Below are 18,611 nucleotides of genomic sequence, written 5' to 3' on the forward strand. Positions count from 1 at the left end.
TTAACTGGAATTGAGGATTAAACAACAAAAATGCGGCGAATAAAACACCGCATTTCTGATAGCAGAATCATACAATGAAAGTTATTTCAAAACCGTCTCCGCAAACAGACCAAGCTTTGCGACACGCTGCATTGCTTCGCGCAAACGTTCTTCATCGACGAGCAGTCCGACACGAATATAGCCTTCGCCGTATTCACCAAAACCATTACCGGCTGCAACGGCAATATCTGTTCTTTCCAGCAAATAGTCGGCAAATAGCTCGCTTGTATATGGTGCAGGTACAGGGAGCCATGCGAAAAACGAGCCTTTCGGAGCGGTAATTTCCCAGCCGATTTTATGAGCCTCTTCAACGAGTACATTGCGGCGACGCTCATATAATGCACGGAGCTCCTGTACACAAGTTTGCTCCTCGTTCAGTGCAACGGCCGCTGCATGCTGAATAGCAGGGAACTGGCTGCAAAACAGATGGTCCTGAATAATATTGATCGCTTCAATCATTTTTGCATTGCCGACAGCAAAGCCAATACGCCAGCCTGCCATATTGTACGATTTTGACAATGTATAAAGCTCAATACCGACTTCTTTTGCACCTGGTGCTTGCAGGAAGCTTGGCGGACGCTCCCCATCAAAACCTATTGCCCCGTAAGCAAAATCATGGGCAACCGCAATGTTATTTTCTTTAGCGAACTGTACGGTCTGTTCAAAAAATTCATGTGTTGCGACACTGCCAGTCGGATTGTTTGGATAGTTTAAATACATCAATTTTGCCCGTTGTTTAATGTCTGCGGACAATGCTTCGTAATCTGGCAAAAAGTGATTTTCCTCTTGAAGCGGCATCGTATCAAATTTTACATCTGCGAGTGCGACACCGGATAAGTAATCCGGATAACCCGGATCTGGAAGGAGCATATAGTCACCCGGATTCAGGAGCCCAAGCGGAAGTTCGACTAAACCGATTTTCGTTCCGCCAAGGACAGCCACTTCTGTAGCGGGGTTGATGTCTACATTATATTCACGTTTGTAAAAATCCGCAGCCGCTTGCTTGAGCTCCGCAATACCCCGGAATGGGGAATATTTATGTGTTTGCGGGTCGTTTGCCGCAATTTGCAGTGCTTCAATAATATGTGCCGGTGTCGGCTGGTCCGGATTTCCCTGACCTAAATTAATGACATCGCGCCCTTCAGCAAGCGCTTCATTCACTTTGTTTACAAGTGCTGCGAAAAACTGTTGTGGTAACTGTTGCAGCTTTTTCGAGAATTCAATCATTTTTTATCACCTCTGAAAAATAGTAAGGTTAATGTTAGTCTAAAACTTCACTTAAGTAAAGTGAAGATTTTGACAACTTGAAGTGAGATGTTACAATGAGTACGAATAAGCGAAAATTGATTCGCACGGAATTTTTAAGGCGGTGGCAGTTATGAAAATTGGTTGTATTCAGTTGAATGTTGGTTTTGGCAAGGTAGATGAAAACTATGAACGCGCGGAGAAATTTATTCGCGAAGCGGTAGCAGGCGGTGCTGAAATTGTCGTATTGCCGGAAATGTGGAATACGGGCTATGCGCTCGAAAAACTGGAAGAGCTGGCAGACGAAAATGGTGAACGTACAAAAGCATTTTTAAGCAGTCTTTCAAAAGAATTGGCGGTACATATTGTAGGCGGATCGGTATCGGTGAAGCGTGATGATAAGTTTTACAATACAATGTACACGTACAATCGCGATGGCGAACTAGTCGGCGAGTACAGTAAAGTGCATTTGTTCCGCTTAATGGATGAGCATCTGTATTTGGAATCCGGAAGTGATATGAACCGTTTCGCATTAGGCGAGCTCGAAGCAGGCGGAGCAATTTGCTATGATATCCGCTTCCCGGAATGGCTGCGTTCTCATGCATTGGATGGTGCCAAGGTGCTGTTCGTACCAGCGCAATGGCCGACACCACGTATTGATCACTGGAAAATTTTACTGCAGGCGCGAGCAATTGAAAACCAGTGCTTCGTCGTTGCGGTAAATCGTATTGCCCGTAAAGTGGAAAACTTTAATGGTCAGTCAATGATTATCGGGCCATGGGGTGAGGTACTTTGGACAGGTGCAGAAGATGAGGAGCTGGCGATTATTGATGTTGATTTTTCAACGGTCGATGAAGTGCGCGGCCGCATTCCTGTATACGAAGATCGCCGTCCAGGTCTTTATGAAAAAGTAATAAAAGAATAAATTTTAGAAGCGTACTGGATAATGCCAGTGCGCTTTTTTGCATTAAGCAGCAAAATAACTCTTTCATACCGAAAAAAATCCCTAACAACCAAAACAGCCACTACTTTCCACTTGCCATCTCACACGTCTCATTTTAATATAAGAACAAACGTTCGATATAAGGAGATGAGCTTTATGTATGAAAATGCGCCGGAACGTTCGATTATTTGTATTGATATGCGCAGTTTTTATGCAAGCTGTATTGCATCGGTTGAAAATTTAAATGTAATGGAAGTCCCGATTGCGATTGTCGGAAATTTTCAGCAAAAGGGAAGTGTTGTGCTTGCAGCGTCCCCTCCGATGAAAAAGCGCTTTAATATTCGCACAGGTTCGCGATTATACGAAATCCCGCCACATCCGGATATTCGCCTTTTTGAACCGCGGATGTCGTTATTTATTCGCATATCAATGGAAATTACACGTCTGTTCAATGAGTTCGTTCCAAAAGAGGCCATTCATGTATATAGCGTCGACGAGAGTTTTATCGATTTAACCGGAACAGAAAAGTTATGGGGACCGCCCGAAGAAACGGCAAAATACATTCAGCAGCTCGTTTACAACCAATTTGAAATTCCATGTGCAGTCGGTTTTGGCCCAAATATGCTGATGGCAAAACTGGCGCTCGACATCGAAGCAAAAAAGACGGGATTTGCGAAATGGACATATAATGATGTACCGGAAAAACTGTGGCCGATCATGCCGCTGTCTACAATGTGGGGCATCGGTAGCCGAACGGAAAGAACGCTGAACCATATGGGGATTTACTCTGTCTATGATTTGGCGCATGCCGATTTAGCGTTACTTGAAAAGCGCTTCGGTGTTCTCGGCAACCAGCTTTATTACCACGCATGGGGAATCGATCATTCGACAGTCGGAGCACCGATTATGCAAGGGCAGATCAGCTTTGGGAAAGGCCAAATGCTGATGCGCGATTATCGCAGCCGAAAAGAAATTTTAGTCGTATTGCTGGAAATGTGTGAAGACGTGGCAAGGCGGGCGCGGGAAGCGAAAAAAATCGGGCGGACGATTTCATTAGGGCTTAGCTACAGTAAAGATGCCTTCGGAGGCGGATTTCATCGTTCCCGCACAATTGATGAGCCGACAAACGATACAATGAAAATTTTCGAAGTATGCAAGCAGCTGCTCGACGAATTTTATGCAGAACGACCGGCACGCAAAGTTACGATTACATTAAGCAATATTGAAAGTGAATATTCGATGCAGCTCAGTCTGTTTGATGAGATGAGATGGCGCAACCGCAAGCTCGGAGAAACGATGGACCGTTTACGTACAAAATACGGCACAACAGCGATTTTGCGTGCTGTTTCCTATACGGAAGCAGGTACTGCACTGACACGGGCTAAATTAGTAGGCGGGCATAAACAATAAGGAGTGAAGGCGATGAACAAAGATAGAGGAACAATTAAATGGAGCGCAATGATGCTGCCGGAGCATGTCCAACTATTACGTGAATGGCAGGAAGAGGACACAATTGTTACCCAACCCCAACTCGACGAAGCCCAGTTAGAACAAATTAACATCAATCTGCAGCGAGCCTACACAGAGCATTGCCCAATCCAACTAAAAGTATGGGAGCAAACAGGCCTTTATACAGTTTCCGGAGCAATTCAAAAAATCAACATCCACGAACAATACGTCAAGCTGGCAAACAGCGAAAGAATTCAATTCCACCATATTTATGAAGCACTCTTGGATGAGTAGACTTTCTAATCGTCCAATAAAAAATAAGATGATAAAACCAGATATTAAGTAAGTTGATTGGAATGGAGGGGAGGCGAGTGTTCGTGCTGACGGTTTCACCTTTCGCACTGCTAAAACATTAGCTGACGGCTGGCGCCTTTCGCTACAAGCAAGCTTCCAGCGGGAACAGCAAAATTTATTTTGCGACGAAAGCGAAGCGTCAGGAGCACCGACGTCTGAGCAAAAGGAACAAAAGCTAAGAACGCCACGTCCTGTGGCAACGCTTTTGTGACCAACATCGTGTTGGCCTCGTGCCCGCGGAAAGCGTCCGACCCGGAATGGAAATCAACCCAATGTTAGAAAGAGAAATTAAATTTCTCACGATTTTACAACCAGAGCCACTCGTATAAAAGTAATCTTTCTATTCGAATATTTCACACGTACAAATGTATTTCTGAAAAAGAATATTTATTAAATATTGTTTTTTAGAAAAGAACACCATATAATGAATTTCATGAAAATGTTTGAACATCAAGTTTTACGGATGGTTCTATGTATTTTCCACAAGGACATTTGTTTTAATAGATGAGAAATAATAGACGGTATATTCAGCGATAACAGGCTGAAAATTGTCTTTTAAAGGATAGGGAGGCTTCAGCGTGAAGAAAATTATGGTGACCGGTGCTTTAGGTCAAATTGGTTCGGAATTAGTAGAGAAATTACGTCATACGTATGGCACAGATAATGTATTGGCAACAGATATTCGAAAGATTGATCAGCATGAAGGTCCATTTGAAGTATTGGATGTAACAGATGGGAAACGCATGCACACACTTGCCCATGATTTTGGTGCAGACACGATGATACACATGGCTGCATTACTCTCGGCAACAGCAGAAAAAAATCCAGTTTTCGCCTGGAATTTAAATATGGGCGGTTTAATGAATGCACTTGAAGTGGCGCGTGAACTTGATATGCAGTTTTTTACGCCAAGCTCAATCGGCGCATTTGGTCCTTCTACGCCAAAGGACAATACACCACAAGATACACTGCAACGTCCAACAACGATGTACGGTGTCAATAAAGTAGCAGGCGAATTGTTATGCGACTACTACTACACACGCTTCGGGCTGGATACACGCGGTGTCCGTTTCCCGGGGCTGATTTCGTATGTGACGCCACCTGGTGGAGGAACGACGGACTATGCGGTAGATATTTATTATAAAGCAATCTTGGAAGGACGCTACACATCGTATATTGCGGAAGGTACGTATATGGATATGATGTATATGCCGGATGCACTGCAGGCTATCGTTGATTTAATGGAAGCGGACCCTGCAAAGCTTGTGCACCGCAATGCATTTAATATTTCGGCGATGAGCTTTGAGCCTTCACAAATCGCAGCCGAAATTAAAAAGCATATTCCAAGCTTTACAATGGATTATGATGTCGACCCGATCCGTCAGGCAATTGCGGACAGCTGGCCAAATGCAATCGACTCATCGGCAGCGATTGAAGAATGGGGCTTCAAAGCTAGCTACGATCTGGAAAAAATGACGGTCGATATGCTGGAAAAACTAAAAGTACGATTAGCACAAAACGCGATTTAACTTATAGAAGCGAGTGAAACTGTTGAAAAGCAGTTCACTCGCTTTTTTATATAGGTGCCGGTGGAAAGCCTCGATGTGGGAGACCCTAAAAGCAAAATTCTGTAATATTCGGTTCTCTAGTAAAATGAAATCGTTGCATTATTGACAAAATATTTTCATTTTTCAGTATATTATATTAAAATGATATTGTGGGAGAAATTAGGAGGCGCTTTATTGGTAATGGGGATTGCCGGTAAAGATAGTGCCTCATAAAAGGGGGAAATATATAATGATGATGCAAACACCACTCGTTCTAACAGATATGGTCAAGCGTGCAGAAACGTATTATGCACACAAAGAAATTATTTCACGTACAAGTGAAAAGAAGGTTCATCGCCTTACATACGGGCAATGGGTAAAGCGTACAAGAAAGCTAGCGCATGCATTAACAAAGCTGGGCATGGAGCGCGGTGATAAAATTGCGTCATTTGCCTGGAATCAGCATCGCCATTTAGAAGCGTATTTTGCGGTTCCATGCGCAGGTGCAATTTTGCATATGGTCAATATTCGCCTGTCAACGGAACATATTGCGTACATTATTAATCATGCGGGAGATAAAATAATTTTAATAGATGAAGATTTAGTGCCGCTCATTGAGGAAGTACAATCGGAATTGAAAACAATCGAGCATTACATCATTATGGCGGATGGGGAATTGCCGGAAACGACTTTGCCGAATGTACTGTCATATGAAGCATTGCTGGAAGAAGCAGATGAAAACTTTGCATTCCCGGAAGATTTGGATGAAAATGCGCCGGCAAGCATGTGCTATACAAGTGCGACAACAGGGAATCCAAAAGGGGTTGTGTATACACATCGTTCGCTCGTGCTGCACTCCATGTCGATTTCAATGGTGGATACGATGGCAATTTCAGAACGTGACACGATTTTACCGATTGTTCCAATGTTCCATGTCAACGCTTGGGGAATGCCGTTTGCAGCAGTGAATGTAGGGGCTACGCAAGTATTGATCGGCCCTCAATTTACCCCGGCACTAATATTGGATTTCATTGAGCAGTACAATGTAACGAAAACGGCGGGTGTACCGACAATCTGGCTTGGCGCATTGCAGGAACAGGAAAAAAGAGCCCGTGATTTATCCACATTACAGGAAATTTTCTGTGGAGGATCGGCTTCACCAAAAGGCCTTATTAAAAAGTACGAAGAAATGGGCGTCAACTATATTGTGGTATACGGCATGACGGAAACTTCACCGATTGTTTCGATGTCACGTGATATGTCACATATGAATGACTGGTCATTGGATGAAAAAATTGAAACACGCGCAATGCAAGGCTTAACGGTTCCAGGAATTGAATCGAGCATCGTCAATGAAAACGGTGAAGTGCCTTGGGACGGAGAAACAATGGGCGAGCTGCGTCTGCGTGGTCCATGGATTGCGGCGGAATATTATAAAGATGAACGTACAGCGGAAGCCTTTTCTGATGGTTGGCTGTATACAGGGGATATCGCGGTTCGTTCAAAAGAGGGATTCATTAAAATAACAGACCGAACGAAAGATTTAATCAAATCCGGTGGTGAGTGGATATCATCCGTTGATTTGGAAAATGCGCTTATGTCGCATGAAGCGGTATTTGAAGCGGCAGTCATTGCTATTCCACACGCGAAATGGCAAGAGCGTCCGCTGGCATGTGTTGTCTTGAAAGAGGGGGCCAATACAACAAAAGAGGAACTTACAGCATTTTTGGGAGGCCAATTTGCAAAGTGGTGGCTGCCGGATGATATCGTCTTCCTAACGGAAATTCCGAAAACTTCTGTCGGGAAGTTCTTAAAGGCGAAGTTACGTGAAAATGTGAATGAAATTTATCCACAGCTTCAACTGTAATTTGAAATGATGGGAACGCTCTTAATTACCGGGCGTTCCTTTTTTATATTTTTACTAGAATAAAAAGGGAAGGTGTGCAAAAATAATGGCAAGTTGATTTCAATTAAAGAAGGTGCGGAAATTGCGAATTTTAGTAGCGGACGATGATCATACATTGTGTGATAACATCGCGAAAATATTGAAGCTCGATTTTCATGCGGTTGATTCCGTGTTTGATGGAGCAGAAGCGAAGGATTTAATCGATTACTATCAATACGATCTGCTCGTGCTCGACTGGATGATGCCGGAAGCTTTAGGGATTGAAGTTTGCCGGTATGCACGGAGCAAAGGATTTGATGGTGGAATTTTAATGCTGACGGCAAAAGATGCAACGGAGGACATTATTGAAGGATTGGATAATGGCGCGGATGACTATATGGTGAAGCCATTTAAAATGGAGGAGCTTCGCGCAAGAGTCCGGGCACTGTTGCGTCGGAAAAACAAAATGGTGGAAGAGGAAGTCAGCGTAGGTTCGCTGAAGCTTAATAAAAAAAAGCGGACCGTTTTTATTGAGAATTTCGAAGTAAGCCTGACGAAAAATGAATTTCTGCTGCTCGAATATTTAATTGAAAACAGAGGACAAGTACTGACACATGAACAGATGCTCGACTATATTTGGGACATTGACGATAATGCCAACACAAATACGCTGGCAGCACTCATCCGTCTAGTGCGCAAGAAAATCGATATGGAAGATGAGCCGTCCTATATTCAAAGCATTCGCGGACTTGGCTATAAATTGAGGGACAGCGATGTTTAGAAAAATAAAAATGCGCCTCACATGGATGAATGCCATCAGCTATTTTGTTTTTCTCGTGCTGTTTTTAACTGTTTTCTATATATCCTTTGCGCAAATTTTGAACAAAGTACAGGAAAATATGGTTGAAAGCTATGCGGCTAACAATATCGATAAGTTTTTCAATATTTATAACGGACCACCGAAGCCTCCTCAGCGTTTTGAACTTGAAGTCGATCAAGTGAGCTTCTTTTATGTCGTTAACCGTGATCTGGAGATTTTGTACGGAGAAGAGCTGCATGCCGGATTCAATGAAGTATTGCAGGGAAATTTAACGCCGGTAGAAACGAAACAGTTTAAACGATATGACTACGAAGGCGAAACATTGCTCGTCATGACACAGGCTGTGCGCATGAAAGGGGAGACATTAGGCTATATCGCAGTTGGCCAAGATGTCACGACATATGAAGAACTGTTACAAAACGTGCTTATTTTACTTATCATGCTGCTGACTGTTTCAAGTATCGGCATCGGGATATTAAGTTATTTCCTAGTGAAAAAATCGATGGCACCAATTCAAACATCGTATGAGCAACAGCGCCAATTCGTAGCAAATGCTTCTCACGAGCTCCGTACACCGCTTGCCGTACTGTACAGCTCGCTGGAATTATTCGAAGCGCAGATGAAGCAAAAGGAAACCGATTATCCAACAGATACGATGGATGATATGAAAAATGAAGCGAATTATATGAATGACATGCTTTCAAGTTTGCTTACGTTAACACGTTCGGATCAAAATCAAATTCAGTTGACAATCAGTGAAGTGGATTTATCGAAAGTACTCATTCAGCGAACACGCCGCTTTGCCAAAACGGTGCAGCATCTATCATTTCAGCTCGATATTGAAGAGGATTTGACGATTGAAGCGGATAAAATATTGGTAGAGGAACTGCTTTATATTTTATTGAAAAATGCAGTGACCTATACAACGGAAGGTACGGTTCATGTTCACGCATATAAGGAAACAAGCTTCGTGAAAATCGAAGTGGCAGATACCGGTATCGGCATTGCGGAGGAAGATTTGCCACATATTTTCGAAAGGTTTTACCGGGCAGATAAAATACGCAATAAATCAGGAACGGGGCTCGGACTTGCCATCGCAAAAGTCATTACTGATTTGCATGGCGGGCAAATTACAGTAAAAAGCGAGCTAGGCGAAGGGACAGCATTTACTGTTGAATTGCCGATTGTTCAAAAATAGGCGAGGAGTCTTATTAAAAAGTCTTCCGCAACAAAACAAAATACATGAATCAAAAAACTCAACTTTTCTCTCCTGGAGGAAAATTGAGTTTTTTTATTTATCCGGACCATTTTTTCATTTTCATTTCATTTTTCCTCTGTATTGTAACGTTTGTAAGGAGGAATGACTTTGAAAGTGCGTACAAGATGGCTAGTTGTGCCAATTATTTTAACGGTTGCCGTCGTGATAGCTGCAGTTTATGGGCTGAAGTATTTTAACGTAGAAAAATCAACAGCAGGCTATGACTATAAAGAGCAGTTATTTAAGGAAGATAAACTCGCAGTCGTAGAAATAACGGTGAGTGACAGCAACTGGAATAAAATTTTGGACAATCCAACTGCCGAGGAATATGTGGAAGCAAAAGTAACGATTAACGGTGAAGCATATGACAATGTAGGTGTTCGTGCAAAAGGGAACTCCTCATTATCAAGTGTGGCGAACAGCGATTCAAAGCGTTACAGCCTAAAAGTGGATTTTGCTCAATATGATACGAACCAGACGTTTTACGGTTTGGAGAAAATCAATTTAAACAATAACTTTTCAGATACAACACAAATGAAGGAATTTGTCTCATACGAACTGATGGAACAACTGGGGATCGTGACACCAGCACACTCTTATGTAAAAGTGCTTGTGAATGGTGAATATTACGGACTGATGCTTGCCGTTGAAGAAATTGGAGAAGCCTTTGCGAAAACAAATTTCGGATCGACAGAAGGGTTTATTTTTAAACCAGAAGGCGATGGCAGTGATTTAGCCTATAAATCGGATGATACAGATGATTACGCCGGAATTTTTGATGAAGTAAAAATGAACAAAAAAACGGCTGAAAAAAATTCGAATATTATCAACATGATGAAAGAAATTAGCGAGGGTGACACCTCTTCGGTAAATATTGACGAGGCAGCACGCTATTTCGCATTAAATACGGCGCTTGTCAGCATGGACAGTTATCAGGGCTCATTCAAGCATAACTACTATTTATATGAAGATGAAAATGGACAATTCTCGGTTATTCCATGGGATTATAACATGTCTTTCGGTGGATTTGGCGGTGGGGGCGGTCGTCCGGAAGGGAAAGTCAATGCCGATGCCGTGCAAAATAACGAAGCACAAACAGAAGAACCCACAAACAATCCGCCACAGATAAACGGTGGTATGGGAGGTGGCGGTATGATGCTTAACGAAACGATCATGACCGACTCCAATATTAATTTCAGTATTACGGAGCCTGTATCGGGAACAACCGTTGATGCACGTCCATTATTGAAAATTATTTTAGAGAACGAAGAAGCGCGGGCGTTATATGACCGTTATTTAGAAAAAATAGCGGCTGAAATTTTAACAGAACAAAATGTACTTGCGATTACAACTAAATTACAAGATTTGCTGCAGGAAGCAGTAGAAGAGGATCCATCCAAATTTGCAACGACAGAGCAATTCCTGGCAGGAGTAAGCGGTGAACAAAGCTTGCCGGAATTTGCAAAACAGCGCAGCGAATCGATTTTAAAGCAACTTGCCGGTGAAATTGAAGGTGTATCAGGTGCAGGATCAGGATTTGGCGGGGCTCCGGGCGGTGAAATGAATGGCGAAATGCCTGAAATGAACGGCCAAGCCCCACCGGATTTCGGGAACAACGGGCAGGAGAATACCAATCAAGGGCGCGGTAATCGCCCAGAAAGAAATGGACAGCTACCCGCGAACGGAGAAAACGGAGCACAAGACGGACCACCGGAAATGAACGGAGAGATGCCAAACTTCGAGAATATGCCGGAAATGAACGGAGAATTATCCAATTTCGAGAACATGCCCCAAATGAATGGTATGCCAGGGCAGCAACGTACAAACGACGCGGCAACAGGCAGTTCAAAACAAACGATCATCATATTGGCAGCTTCCTTTGCAGCAGTCATTATCGCAATCGGTGCTGTTGTAATCCTAAGCAGAAGAAAATATAAAAAGGGGTGAGCATGGTGCGAAAACAAACATCCTATAATCCAAATGGCCGCAGTGAAATGAAATTTGGGATTACGTATATTGACTATCAAATTTTAAAAATGAAGCTGCGTCATATGATGAAGCTCGATCCGTATGCAAATGCAAACGGGCGTTATCTCATCCGTTCCTGTTATTTCGACAACTTCGACAATAAGGTAATGAATGAAAAGAAGGAAGGCTTTTTAAACCGGGATAAATACCGGGTGCGAATATACAACAAAAGCGATGCGGTTATTCATCTTGAGCGCAAATCGAAGCGCAATAACCAGACATACAAATCCAAATGTCCACTGACAAAAAAAGAATTTGAGCAATTGCGTGTAAATGATTTCGAATGGATGAAAGGTGATGAGCGTTCATTAATCCGAGATTTGTACAAAGACATCAGACTCTATCACCTGAAACCAACGACCGTTGTCGACTATGAACGTGAAGCCTACTTGTATGAGCATGGCAATGTGCGTATAACATTCGATTGCAAAGTACAGACAAGCTTGCGCAATACCGATATGTTCGACAAAAACTTACCAATGGTCGATGTACTTGATCAAAATGAAGTCATTTTGGAAGTGAAGTATGACGAGTACTTGCCGGCAATTATTAAAATGTTACTGCAAGGCATTCATACGCGCCATGAAGCGTACTCAAAATATCAGTTAAGCCGCATGTTCGGCTAAATATAGGAGGAATTTTAAGTGTTTACATTATTAGCAGCAACGAATATCACCAATTTTGATGATATTTTTAAATCGAGTTTCTTAGAAAAGACGTCCAGTTTTTCTTTAATCGATGCATTGATTGGACTGGCAAGTGCCTTTTTATTAGGTGTGTTTATTTACTTCATATATAAGAAAACATTTAACGGCGTTGTGTACTCTCATTCGTTCAATATTTCGTTGATGATTATGGCTATGGCAACAGCGCTTGTCATTATGGGGATCAGTCAAAACGTTTTATTATCACTTGGTATGGTCGGTGCATTATCAATCGTTCGTTTCCGTACACCGATTAAAGACCCGATGGATTTAATATTCCTGTTCTGGTCCGTAGTAGTCGGAATTTTATGTGGTGCAGGATTTATTCCTCTAGCGGTAATCGGTTCAGTCATTATCGGAGTAGTCATTATCGTTTTCCAAAATAAAATTGTAATCGAAAACCCGTACTTAGTTGTAGTACGTTTTGAGCATGAAGAAACAAATACAGTCATTGAAGGATTGTTGAGAGAAGCTTCAAAACGTTATTTATTAAAATCAAAATCGGTAATGAATGATGAACAAATGGAAGTAACATATGAAGTACGCCTTAAAGGGAACGATGCCGCTTTCGTATCAACATTATCGAAAGTGGAAGGTGTATCGTCAGCAGTAATGTTAAGCTATGACGGCAACTTCACAGCATAAAAACAGGGAGTGTAATAATGAAAAAAACTATAATCGGTATCACATTGACGGCTTCGCTTTTGTTGGCGGCATGTGGTAATACAGATAACGAGATTGTCGCAACAACGGCTTACGGGGATATTACAAAATCCGGATTTTATGAGCAAATGAAAGAAATAGCCGGAACAACTCTTTTGGAACAAGTCGTAATTGATAAAATTTTAACGGATCAGTATGAAGTGTCGGACAAAGAAATAGAGGAACAGCTCGAAACGTATATAGAAATGTACGGAGAAAGCTTTGAATCGGCTTTGGCGACGAATGGCTATACAGAAGAAACATTCAAGGACACAATACGCTTCCAATTGCTCCAGCAAAAAGCGATGGAAGATGTTGAAGTAACAGAGGAAGAAATCGAGACCTATTATGATCAAGGAAAATATGAGCTTCATACACGCCACATTTTAGTAGAGACGGAAGAAGAGGCACAGCAATTGTATGAGCAAATTTCGGAAGGCGGCGATTTTGAATCGGTTGCTAAAGAAAGCTCGCAGGATAGCGAAACAGCTGAAAACGGCGGCGATCTAGACTGGCTGTCAATTTCTGATATGGAGACAACATTTGCAGATGCGGCAAATGCGTTAGAAACTGGAGAAGTATCAGAGCCGGTGGAAAGTACTTTAGGCTTTGAAATTATTCAGCTAGTAGATAAACGTGAAGTGAAAGACTATGCTTCACTGGAAGAGCAAAAAGAAGAAATCAAAAAGACATTGAGAGAGCGAATTGTTGCGAATACTGAGTGGGAAACAGTAGAAGCACGTTTGTTAAAAGAAGCTAATGTTACAATTAAAGATACTGATTTTAAAGGTGCATTTAGCGCAACATTAAATGAAGAAGAGTAAATGAAAAACAAAAACGGGAACGCATCGTTTTACCGAGCGTTCCCGTTTTTCGTCGTCCCGCCTACGAAAAAGCGTTTCATAAGGGAGAGTCCTAAATTGAATAGGAAAATGATCAGTGCAACACGAAAGAAAGCAACGAAATATTGCCAAGCAGTTGTACTTTCAATAAAAAGGTTCGACATATTATCGACTAATGCGTAAATAAAATAACCCGCCAGTCCAATAAAAAACAAACCGGCAAAAAAGTCCTTTACATTCATTTTGAACCTCCACTAAATAGGATTTAATCAAAGGATACCATATAAAGGAAATGTAATATATAGAAGAAAGCAGGATGCAAATGAGCTGATTGGGTAGGAGAAAACCTCCTATTCACCAAGCCGTTGCATCCTTTATCATAAGTGGCAATTAAATTGCCGCCGTCTTCTTCGTCGCCTGTACAAGGGCTTCGATTGTTGCCCAGTCTTGCTCAACGAGTGCCGTAACAATTTTACTGCCGACAATTACGCCATCCGCAATGTCGCCGAAGCTTTTTACATGTTCCGTCGTAGAAATACCGAATCCTGCTAGAACCGGAATATTGCTCGCTGCTTTCAAGTTTGCAAAGTGCCCGGCAAGTTCCGCGGCAAAGCTTGCACGTTCACCGGTAATGCCATTTACCGTAACGGCATAAACGAAGCCTTCACTTGCTGCGGCTAATTTCTTAATACGTTCAGGTGGGCTCATCAATGATACGAGCTGGACAAGCGCAATGCCGTTTACCTTTAAAGCATCATGCAATAAAGCACTTTCTTCATAAGGCATATCCGGTACAATCAGCCCTTGAACACCACCGCGTTTTGCATCCTCGGCAAATGCTTCAATTCCATAAGCTAAAATCGGGTTTAAGTACGTCATGACAACGAGCGGAATATGGATTTCCTGTGCAAAGCTTTGCAGTTCAGCTAGTACTTTTTTCAATGACACACCGTGGGCAAGTGCACGTTCACCGGCTTGTTCAATCGTTGGTCCATCTGCTACAGGATCGGTAAATGGAATGCCGACCTCAATTGCGGAAACCCCGATTTGCTGCAGCTTTAATATAGTAGGTTTTAACGTTTCAAGCCCGCCATCGCCTGCCATAATATAAGGAACAAATGCTTTATCCCCTGTTGCTAATACGTCTTCGAGCTGTTTTTGCAATGTCATTTCAAGCCACCTCCAAGTTTATCCATTAATGTATGAACATCTTTGTCTCCACGACCTGATAAGCAAACAACAACAATTTCATCAGCAGGACGGTTCTTAGCAAATTGACTTGCATAGTAAATGGCATGCGCGCTTTCCAATGCAGGCAAGATTCCTTCTGTTTCACATAACAGCTTCACACCTTCAAGTGCCTGTTCATCGGTAACAGAAGGGTAGGCAGCACGACCTGTTTCATGTAAATGACAGTGCTCAGGTCCAACTCCCGGATAATCAAGTCCTGCTGAAATTGAATGGGCTTCTTGAACAAAACCGTTATCATCCTGCAATAAGTACATGAACGCACCGTGAAGGACACCTGTTTTTCCAACATGAATTGCTGCCGCATGCTTGTCGGTATTAACACCGGAACCTGCAGCTTCCACGCCATATAATGCAACATCCTGATCTTCCACGAACGGGTAGAACATTCCGATTGCATTACTGCCGCCGCCAATACAAGCAATAACTGTATCCGGAAGACGTCCTTCCTGCTGTAAAATTTGGGCACGTGTTTCATCCCCAATAACACGCTGGAAATCACGGACAATTGTAGGGAAGGGGTGTGGCCCAAGTGCTGATCCTAAAATGTAATGCGTATCTTCTATATGAGTAACCCAGTGACGCAATGCTTCATTAACCGCATCTTTTAATGTTGCGGAACCTTTTTCTACTGATACAACTTTTGTCCCGAGCAGCTCCATACGGAAAACGTTCAGTTGCTGACGGCGTACATCTTCTGCCCCCATATAAACGATACATTCCATATCAAGCAATGCACACGCAGTTGCCGTTGCGACACCATGCTGACCTGCCCCTGTTTCAGCGACAATCTTTTTCTTCCCCATACGCTTTGCTAAAAGTGCTTGGCCGATCGCATTATTTATTTTATGTGCGCCAGTATGATTTAAATCTTCACGCTTTAAATAGATTTTCGCACCGCCGACTTTTTTTGTTAAACGCTCCGCAAAATAAAGTGGAGTTTCCCGTCCGACATATTGCTTTAAATAATAGTCAAGTTCTTCCTGGAAAGAGGGGTCCTTTTTTGCTTCCTCATATGCAAGCTCCAATTCCTCAAGTGAAGTCATCAATGTCTCGGGCACAAATTGACCGCCGAATCGCCCGAAGCGTCCTTTTACTGTCGTCATAAAATCAACTCTCCTTTTGCTGTTTCAATAAAATTCGTAATCGCTGCTGAACTTTTTCGACCATCTACTTCTACACCACTTGAAACGTCTACCGCAAATGGCTCGACAAGCATAATCGCCAGCCCAACATTTTCATTATTTAATCCGCCTGCCAAAATAACCTTTTCAAGCGGGATTTTCACTTTATCGAGGAGCATCCAGTCAAAGGATTTTCCGCTCCCTCCACGGAAGTCACTTCCAGGCGCATCAAACAAATAGTAGTCCACATCATATGTCGCCGCACGCATCACATCCTCTTCGCCACGAATCGAAAACGCTTTAATTGCCGGCAGTCCGATCTCCTGAATTTGTTCGGGCGTCTCGTCCCCGTGATACTGGATATAATCAAGTCCGACTTCTTTTGCAATTTGACGAATAGTGGCTGACTCTTCATTGACAAAAACCCCGACTTTTTTAACTGTACTCGGAATTGCCTTTGCCAGTTCCACTGCTTCCTCTACTGTAATGCGTCGTTTACTGGGCGCAAACATAAATCCGATAAAATCAGCACCTGCTTGGACCGCTGTTTCCACATGTTCGATTTCTTTTAATCCGCAAATTTTTACTTTTGTCATCGATTTTCGCCAACCTTTGCTGTTATGTCGATTTGTAGGGCTTTAAGTGATTTTTTGACATTTCCGCTCCGCATTAATGCCTCGCCGACTAATATTCCTTTTGCGCCAGCATTCGCCACAAACTGTGCATCTTCCGGACCTAAAATGCCGCTTTCACTAATAAAGGCAATCGGTGATGGGGGAAGAAGCTGCGCAATTTCAAGTGTTGCTGAAAGTGAAACATCGAATGTTTTCAAATTCCGGTTATTTACCCCGATGATGTTTGCCCCAATGGCAAGGGCACGCTTTAATTCCTCGGCATCATGTACTTCAACGAGCACTTCAAGTTGTTTTTCTGTCGCATAGGCGTGTAGGGAGTTCAGCTGAACGTCTGTTAATGCTGCGACAATCAACAGTACAACCGATGCGCCGGCTGCCTTTGCATAGTCGATCTGCACTTCATGGATGATGAAGTCTTTACATAAAACAGGGATGTTTACGGCATTTGCAACTGCATTTAAATCCGCATAGCTTCCTTTAAAAAATGCGCGCTCTGTCAATACGGAAATACAGGCAGCACCTGCTTCTTCATATTGTAAAGCTTGCTCAACAGGGTCGACTTCTGTCGCAATATCACCTTTGGAAGGGGAGGCACGCTTCATTTCCGAAATTACTTGCAATGAATTAGCTGACATCAATGTTTCATATAAAGAAGGTCGGGCCTTATCAATTGATAAAAACATAGGCTTTGTCGAAAGCAATTGTGGCAGCTCAGTCTTTTTTTGGTCAATAATACGGTCTAAAATCGTCATTTTACGGGTTCCTCCTGCATCTGTTTTTGGCTATAAGCAACGATATTTTCTAACTTTTCATAAGCGCGTCCGGACAAAATGCTGTCCTTCGCCATTTCGATTCCTTCCTTCATCGTCCCGGCAAGCCCATATGCAAAGAAGCCAATGCCGGCATTTAAGAGAACTGTATCGAAATACACGCTTTGTTTTCCCTTTAATAAATCACGCATAATGTCCGCATTTTCAGCAGGAGTGCCGCCGCGTATTGCAGAAAGTGGCTGTGCGGCTAAGCCGACATCTTCAGCACGCAGTTTAAATGGGATCATGTCCCCGCGGTCTAACAGCACAAAAGTGTTTTCACCATCCAGTGATGCTTCATCCATTCCTTGTGCACCAGATACGACGATTGCACGCTCACGTCCAAGCATATGGAGCACTTCCGCATAATCCATCGTGAAGTTCGGTCGGTTAATGCCGACAAACTGTGTTTTTAATGGAACAGGGTTTGTCAGGGGGCCAACTAAATTGAAAATCGTCGGATTGCCGATTGCCTGTCGCACTTCACCGATCCGTTTTAATTTTGGATGCATATTCGGTGCATGTAAAAAGGCGATACCATGTTGTTTGAGTAATTCAGATGTTTGCTCGATATTCGGCAATAGCGTAATGCCAAGTGCCTCTAACACATCCGAACTTCCTGAAGCACTTGATACTTTTCTGTTGCCGTGCTTCGCTACCGATATGCCTCCACCTGCCAATACAAAAGCGGAAGTCGTACTAATATTGAAGCTTTGAAGTCCGTCACCACCTGTGCCACAATTATCGATATAAATGCCTTCTGGTACGTCAACGGCAACGGCATGTGATTTCATTACAGAAGCTAAACCTGCAACTTCGTGTGCCGTTTCTCCTTTTGCACTCATGGCGGTTAAAAAGGAGGCGATCTGTTCTTTCGGTGTTTGCTCATTAAAAATAAGCTGTGCCGCCTGCTGCATTTCCTCAAAAACTAAGAGCTCTTTTCGCTCAATCTGTTCAATGTATGGAAGTAAAGACATGT

At 42.8% G+C, this 18,611-nt stretch carries 18 protein-coding genes; 11 read left to right on the forward strand and 7 right to left on the reverse strand.

From position 1 onward, the window contains the following. Positions 1–81: 81 nt before the first annotated feature. A complete protein-coding gene (locus MHH44_RS03275; protein WP_445683035.1) occupies positions 82–1,266 on the reverse strand; it encodes a pyridoxal phosphate-dependent aminotransferase in 1,185 nt (394 codons plus the stop codon). 151 nt (positions 1,267–1,417) lie between these two features. On the opposite strand from MHH44_RS03275, the gene MHH44_RS03280 reads away from it, so the two are divergent. The 11 genes from MHH44_RS03280 to MHH44_RS03330 all read left to right on the forward strand — a co-directional run bounded on the left by MHH44_RS03280 (position 1,418) and on the right by MHH44_RS03330 (position 13,798). Continuing rightward, positions 1,418–2,209, forward strand: coding sequence for a carbon-nitrogen family hydrolase (locus tag MHH44_RS03280; protein ID WP_079524566.1), 792 nt, complete (start codon positions 1,418–1,420; stop codon positions 2,207–2,209). Positions 2,210–2,383: 174 nt separating this feature from the next. Continuing rightward, the gene (locus tag MHH44_RS03285; protein WP_014824781.1) at positions 2,384–3,637 is read left to right on the forward strand and encodes a Y-family DNA polymerase; all 1,254 of its coding nucleotides are present in this window, start codon (positions 2,384–2,386) and stop codon (positions 3,635–3,637) included. Between the two features lie 12 nt (positions 3,638–3,649). Then, a complete protein-coding gene (locus MHH44_RS03290) occupies positions 3,650–3,970 on the forward strand; it encodes a YolD-like family protein (RefSeq protein WP_008404614.1) in 321 nt (106 codons plus the stop codon). A 638-nt stretch (positions 3,971–4,608) separates the two neighbouring features. Then, entirely contained in the window at positions 4,609–5,559 is a 951-nt protein-coding gene (locus tag MHH44_RS03295) for an L-threonine 3-dehydrogenase (RefSeq protein WP_014824779.1), read from the forward strand. Between the two features lie 271 nt (positions 5,560–5,830). Then, complete coding sequence (locus MHH44_RS03300) at positions 5,831–7,444, forward strand: long-chain fatty acid--CoA ligase (RefSeq protein WP_340799482.1); 1,614 nt, start codon at positions 5,831–5,833, stop codon at positions 7,442–7,444. 112 nt (positions 7,445–7,556) lie between these two features. Then, entirely contained in the window at positions 7,557–8,243 is a 687-nt protein-coding gene (locus tag MHH44_RS03305; protein WP_340797794.1) for a response regulator transcription factor, read from the forward strand. Beyond that, a complete protein-coding gene (locus MHH44_RS03310; protein WP_340797796.1) occupies positions 8,236–9,480 on the forward strand; it encodes a sensor histidine kinase in 1,245 nt (414 codons plus the stop codon). Before MHH44_RS03305 ends, MHH44_RS03310 begins: the two co-directional genes overlap by 8 nt. A 162-nt stretch (positions 9,481–9,642) precedes the next feature. Continuing rightward, positions 9,643–11,487, forward strand: a complete 1,845-nt coding sequence (locus MHH44_RS03315; protein WP_340797797.1) for a CotH kinase family protein — start codon at positions 9,643–9,645, stop codon at positions 11,485–11,487. Positions 11,488–11,489: 2 nt separating this feature from the next. Next, a complete protein-coding gene (locus tag MHH44_RS03320) occupies positions 11,490–12,194 on the forward strand; it encodes a polyphosphate polymerase domain-containing protein (protein ID WP_340797798.1) in 705 nt (234 codons plus the stop codon). Between the two features lie 18 nt (positions 12,195–12,212). After that, a complete protein-coding gene (locus MHH44_RS03325; protein ID WP_340797799.1) occupies positions 12,213–12,917 on the forward strand; it encodes a DUF4956 domain-containing protein in 705 nt (234 codons plus the stop codon). A gap of 17 nt (positions 12,918–12,934) precedes the next feature. Then, complete coding sequence (locus tag MHH44_RS03330) at positions 12,935–13,798, forward strand: peptidylprolyl isomerase (RefSeq protein ID WP_340797800.1); 864 nt, start codon at positions 12,935–12,937, stop codon at positions 13,796–13,798. Positions 13,799–13,827: 29 nt separating this feature from the next. On the opposite strand, the gene MHH44_RS03335 is transcribed toward MHH44_RS03330, so the two are convergent. The 6 genes from MHH44_RS03335 to trpD form a co-directional block, all read right to left on the reverse strand. Further along, a complete protein-coding gene (locus MHH44_RS03335) occupies positions 13,828–14,058 on the reverse strand; it encodes a sulfate permease (protein WP_340797801.1) in 231 nt (76 codons plus the stop codon). Positions 14,059–14,206: 148 nt separating this feature from the next. Beyond that, positions 14,207–14,986, reverse strand: coding sequence for a tryptophan synthase subunit alpha (gene trpA / locus MHH44_RS03340; protein WP_065216644.1), 780 nt, complete (start codon positions 14,984–14,986; stop codon positions 14,207–14,209). Then, positions 14,983–16,170 carry a tryptophan synthase subunit beta gene (gene trpB, locus MHH44_RS03345; protein WP_340797802.1) on the reverse strand — a complete coding sequence of 396 codons (1,188 nt, stop codon included), beginning with the start codon at positions 16,168–16,170 and terminating at the stop codon, positions 14,983–14,985. The genes trpA and trpB overlap by 4 nt, the downstream gene beginning before the upstream one ends. Further along, positions 16,167–16,784: a phosphoribosylanthranilate isomerase gene (locus tag MHH44_RS03350; RefSeq protein ID WP_340797803.1), complete on the reverse strand. Its 618-nt coding sequence runs from the start codon at positions 16,782–16,784 to the stop codon at positions 16,167–16,169. Before MHH44_RS03350 ends, trpB begins: the two co-directional genes overlap by 4 nt. Beyond that, positions 16,781–17,575, reverse strand: a complete 795-nt coding sequence (gene trpC / locus MHH44_RS03355; RefSeq protein WP_340797804.1) for an indole-3-glycerol phosphate synthase TrpC — start codon at positions 17,573–17,575, stop codon at positions 16,781–16,783. The genes MHH44_RS03350 and trpC overlap by 4 nt, the downstream gene beginning before the upstream one ends. Next, positions 17,572–18,609 carry an anthranilate phosphoribosyltransferase gene (trpD, locus tag MHH44_RS03360; protein WP_340797805.1) on the reverse strand — a complete coding sequence of 346 codons (1,038 nt, stop codon included), beginning with the start codon at positions 18,607–18,609 and terminating at the stop codon, positions 17,572–17,574. The genes trpC and trpD overlap by 4 nt, the downstream gene beginning before the upstream one ends. Between the last annotated feature and the right edge of the window lie 2 nt (positions 18,610–18,611).

This window comes from Solibacillus sp. FSL K6-1126, from assembly GCF_038003445.1.
Taxonomy (GTDB): domain Bacteria; phylum Bacillota; class Bacilli; order Bacillales_A; family Planococcaceae; genus Solibacillus; species Solibacillus silvestris.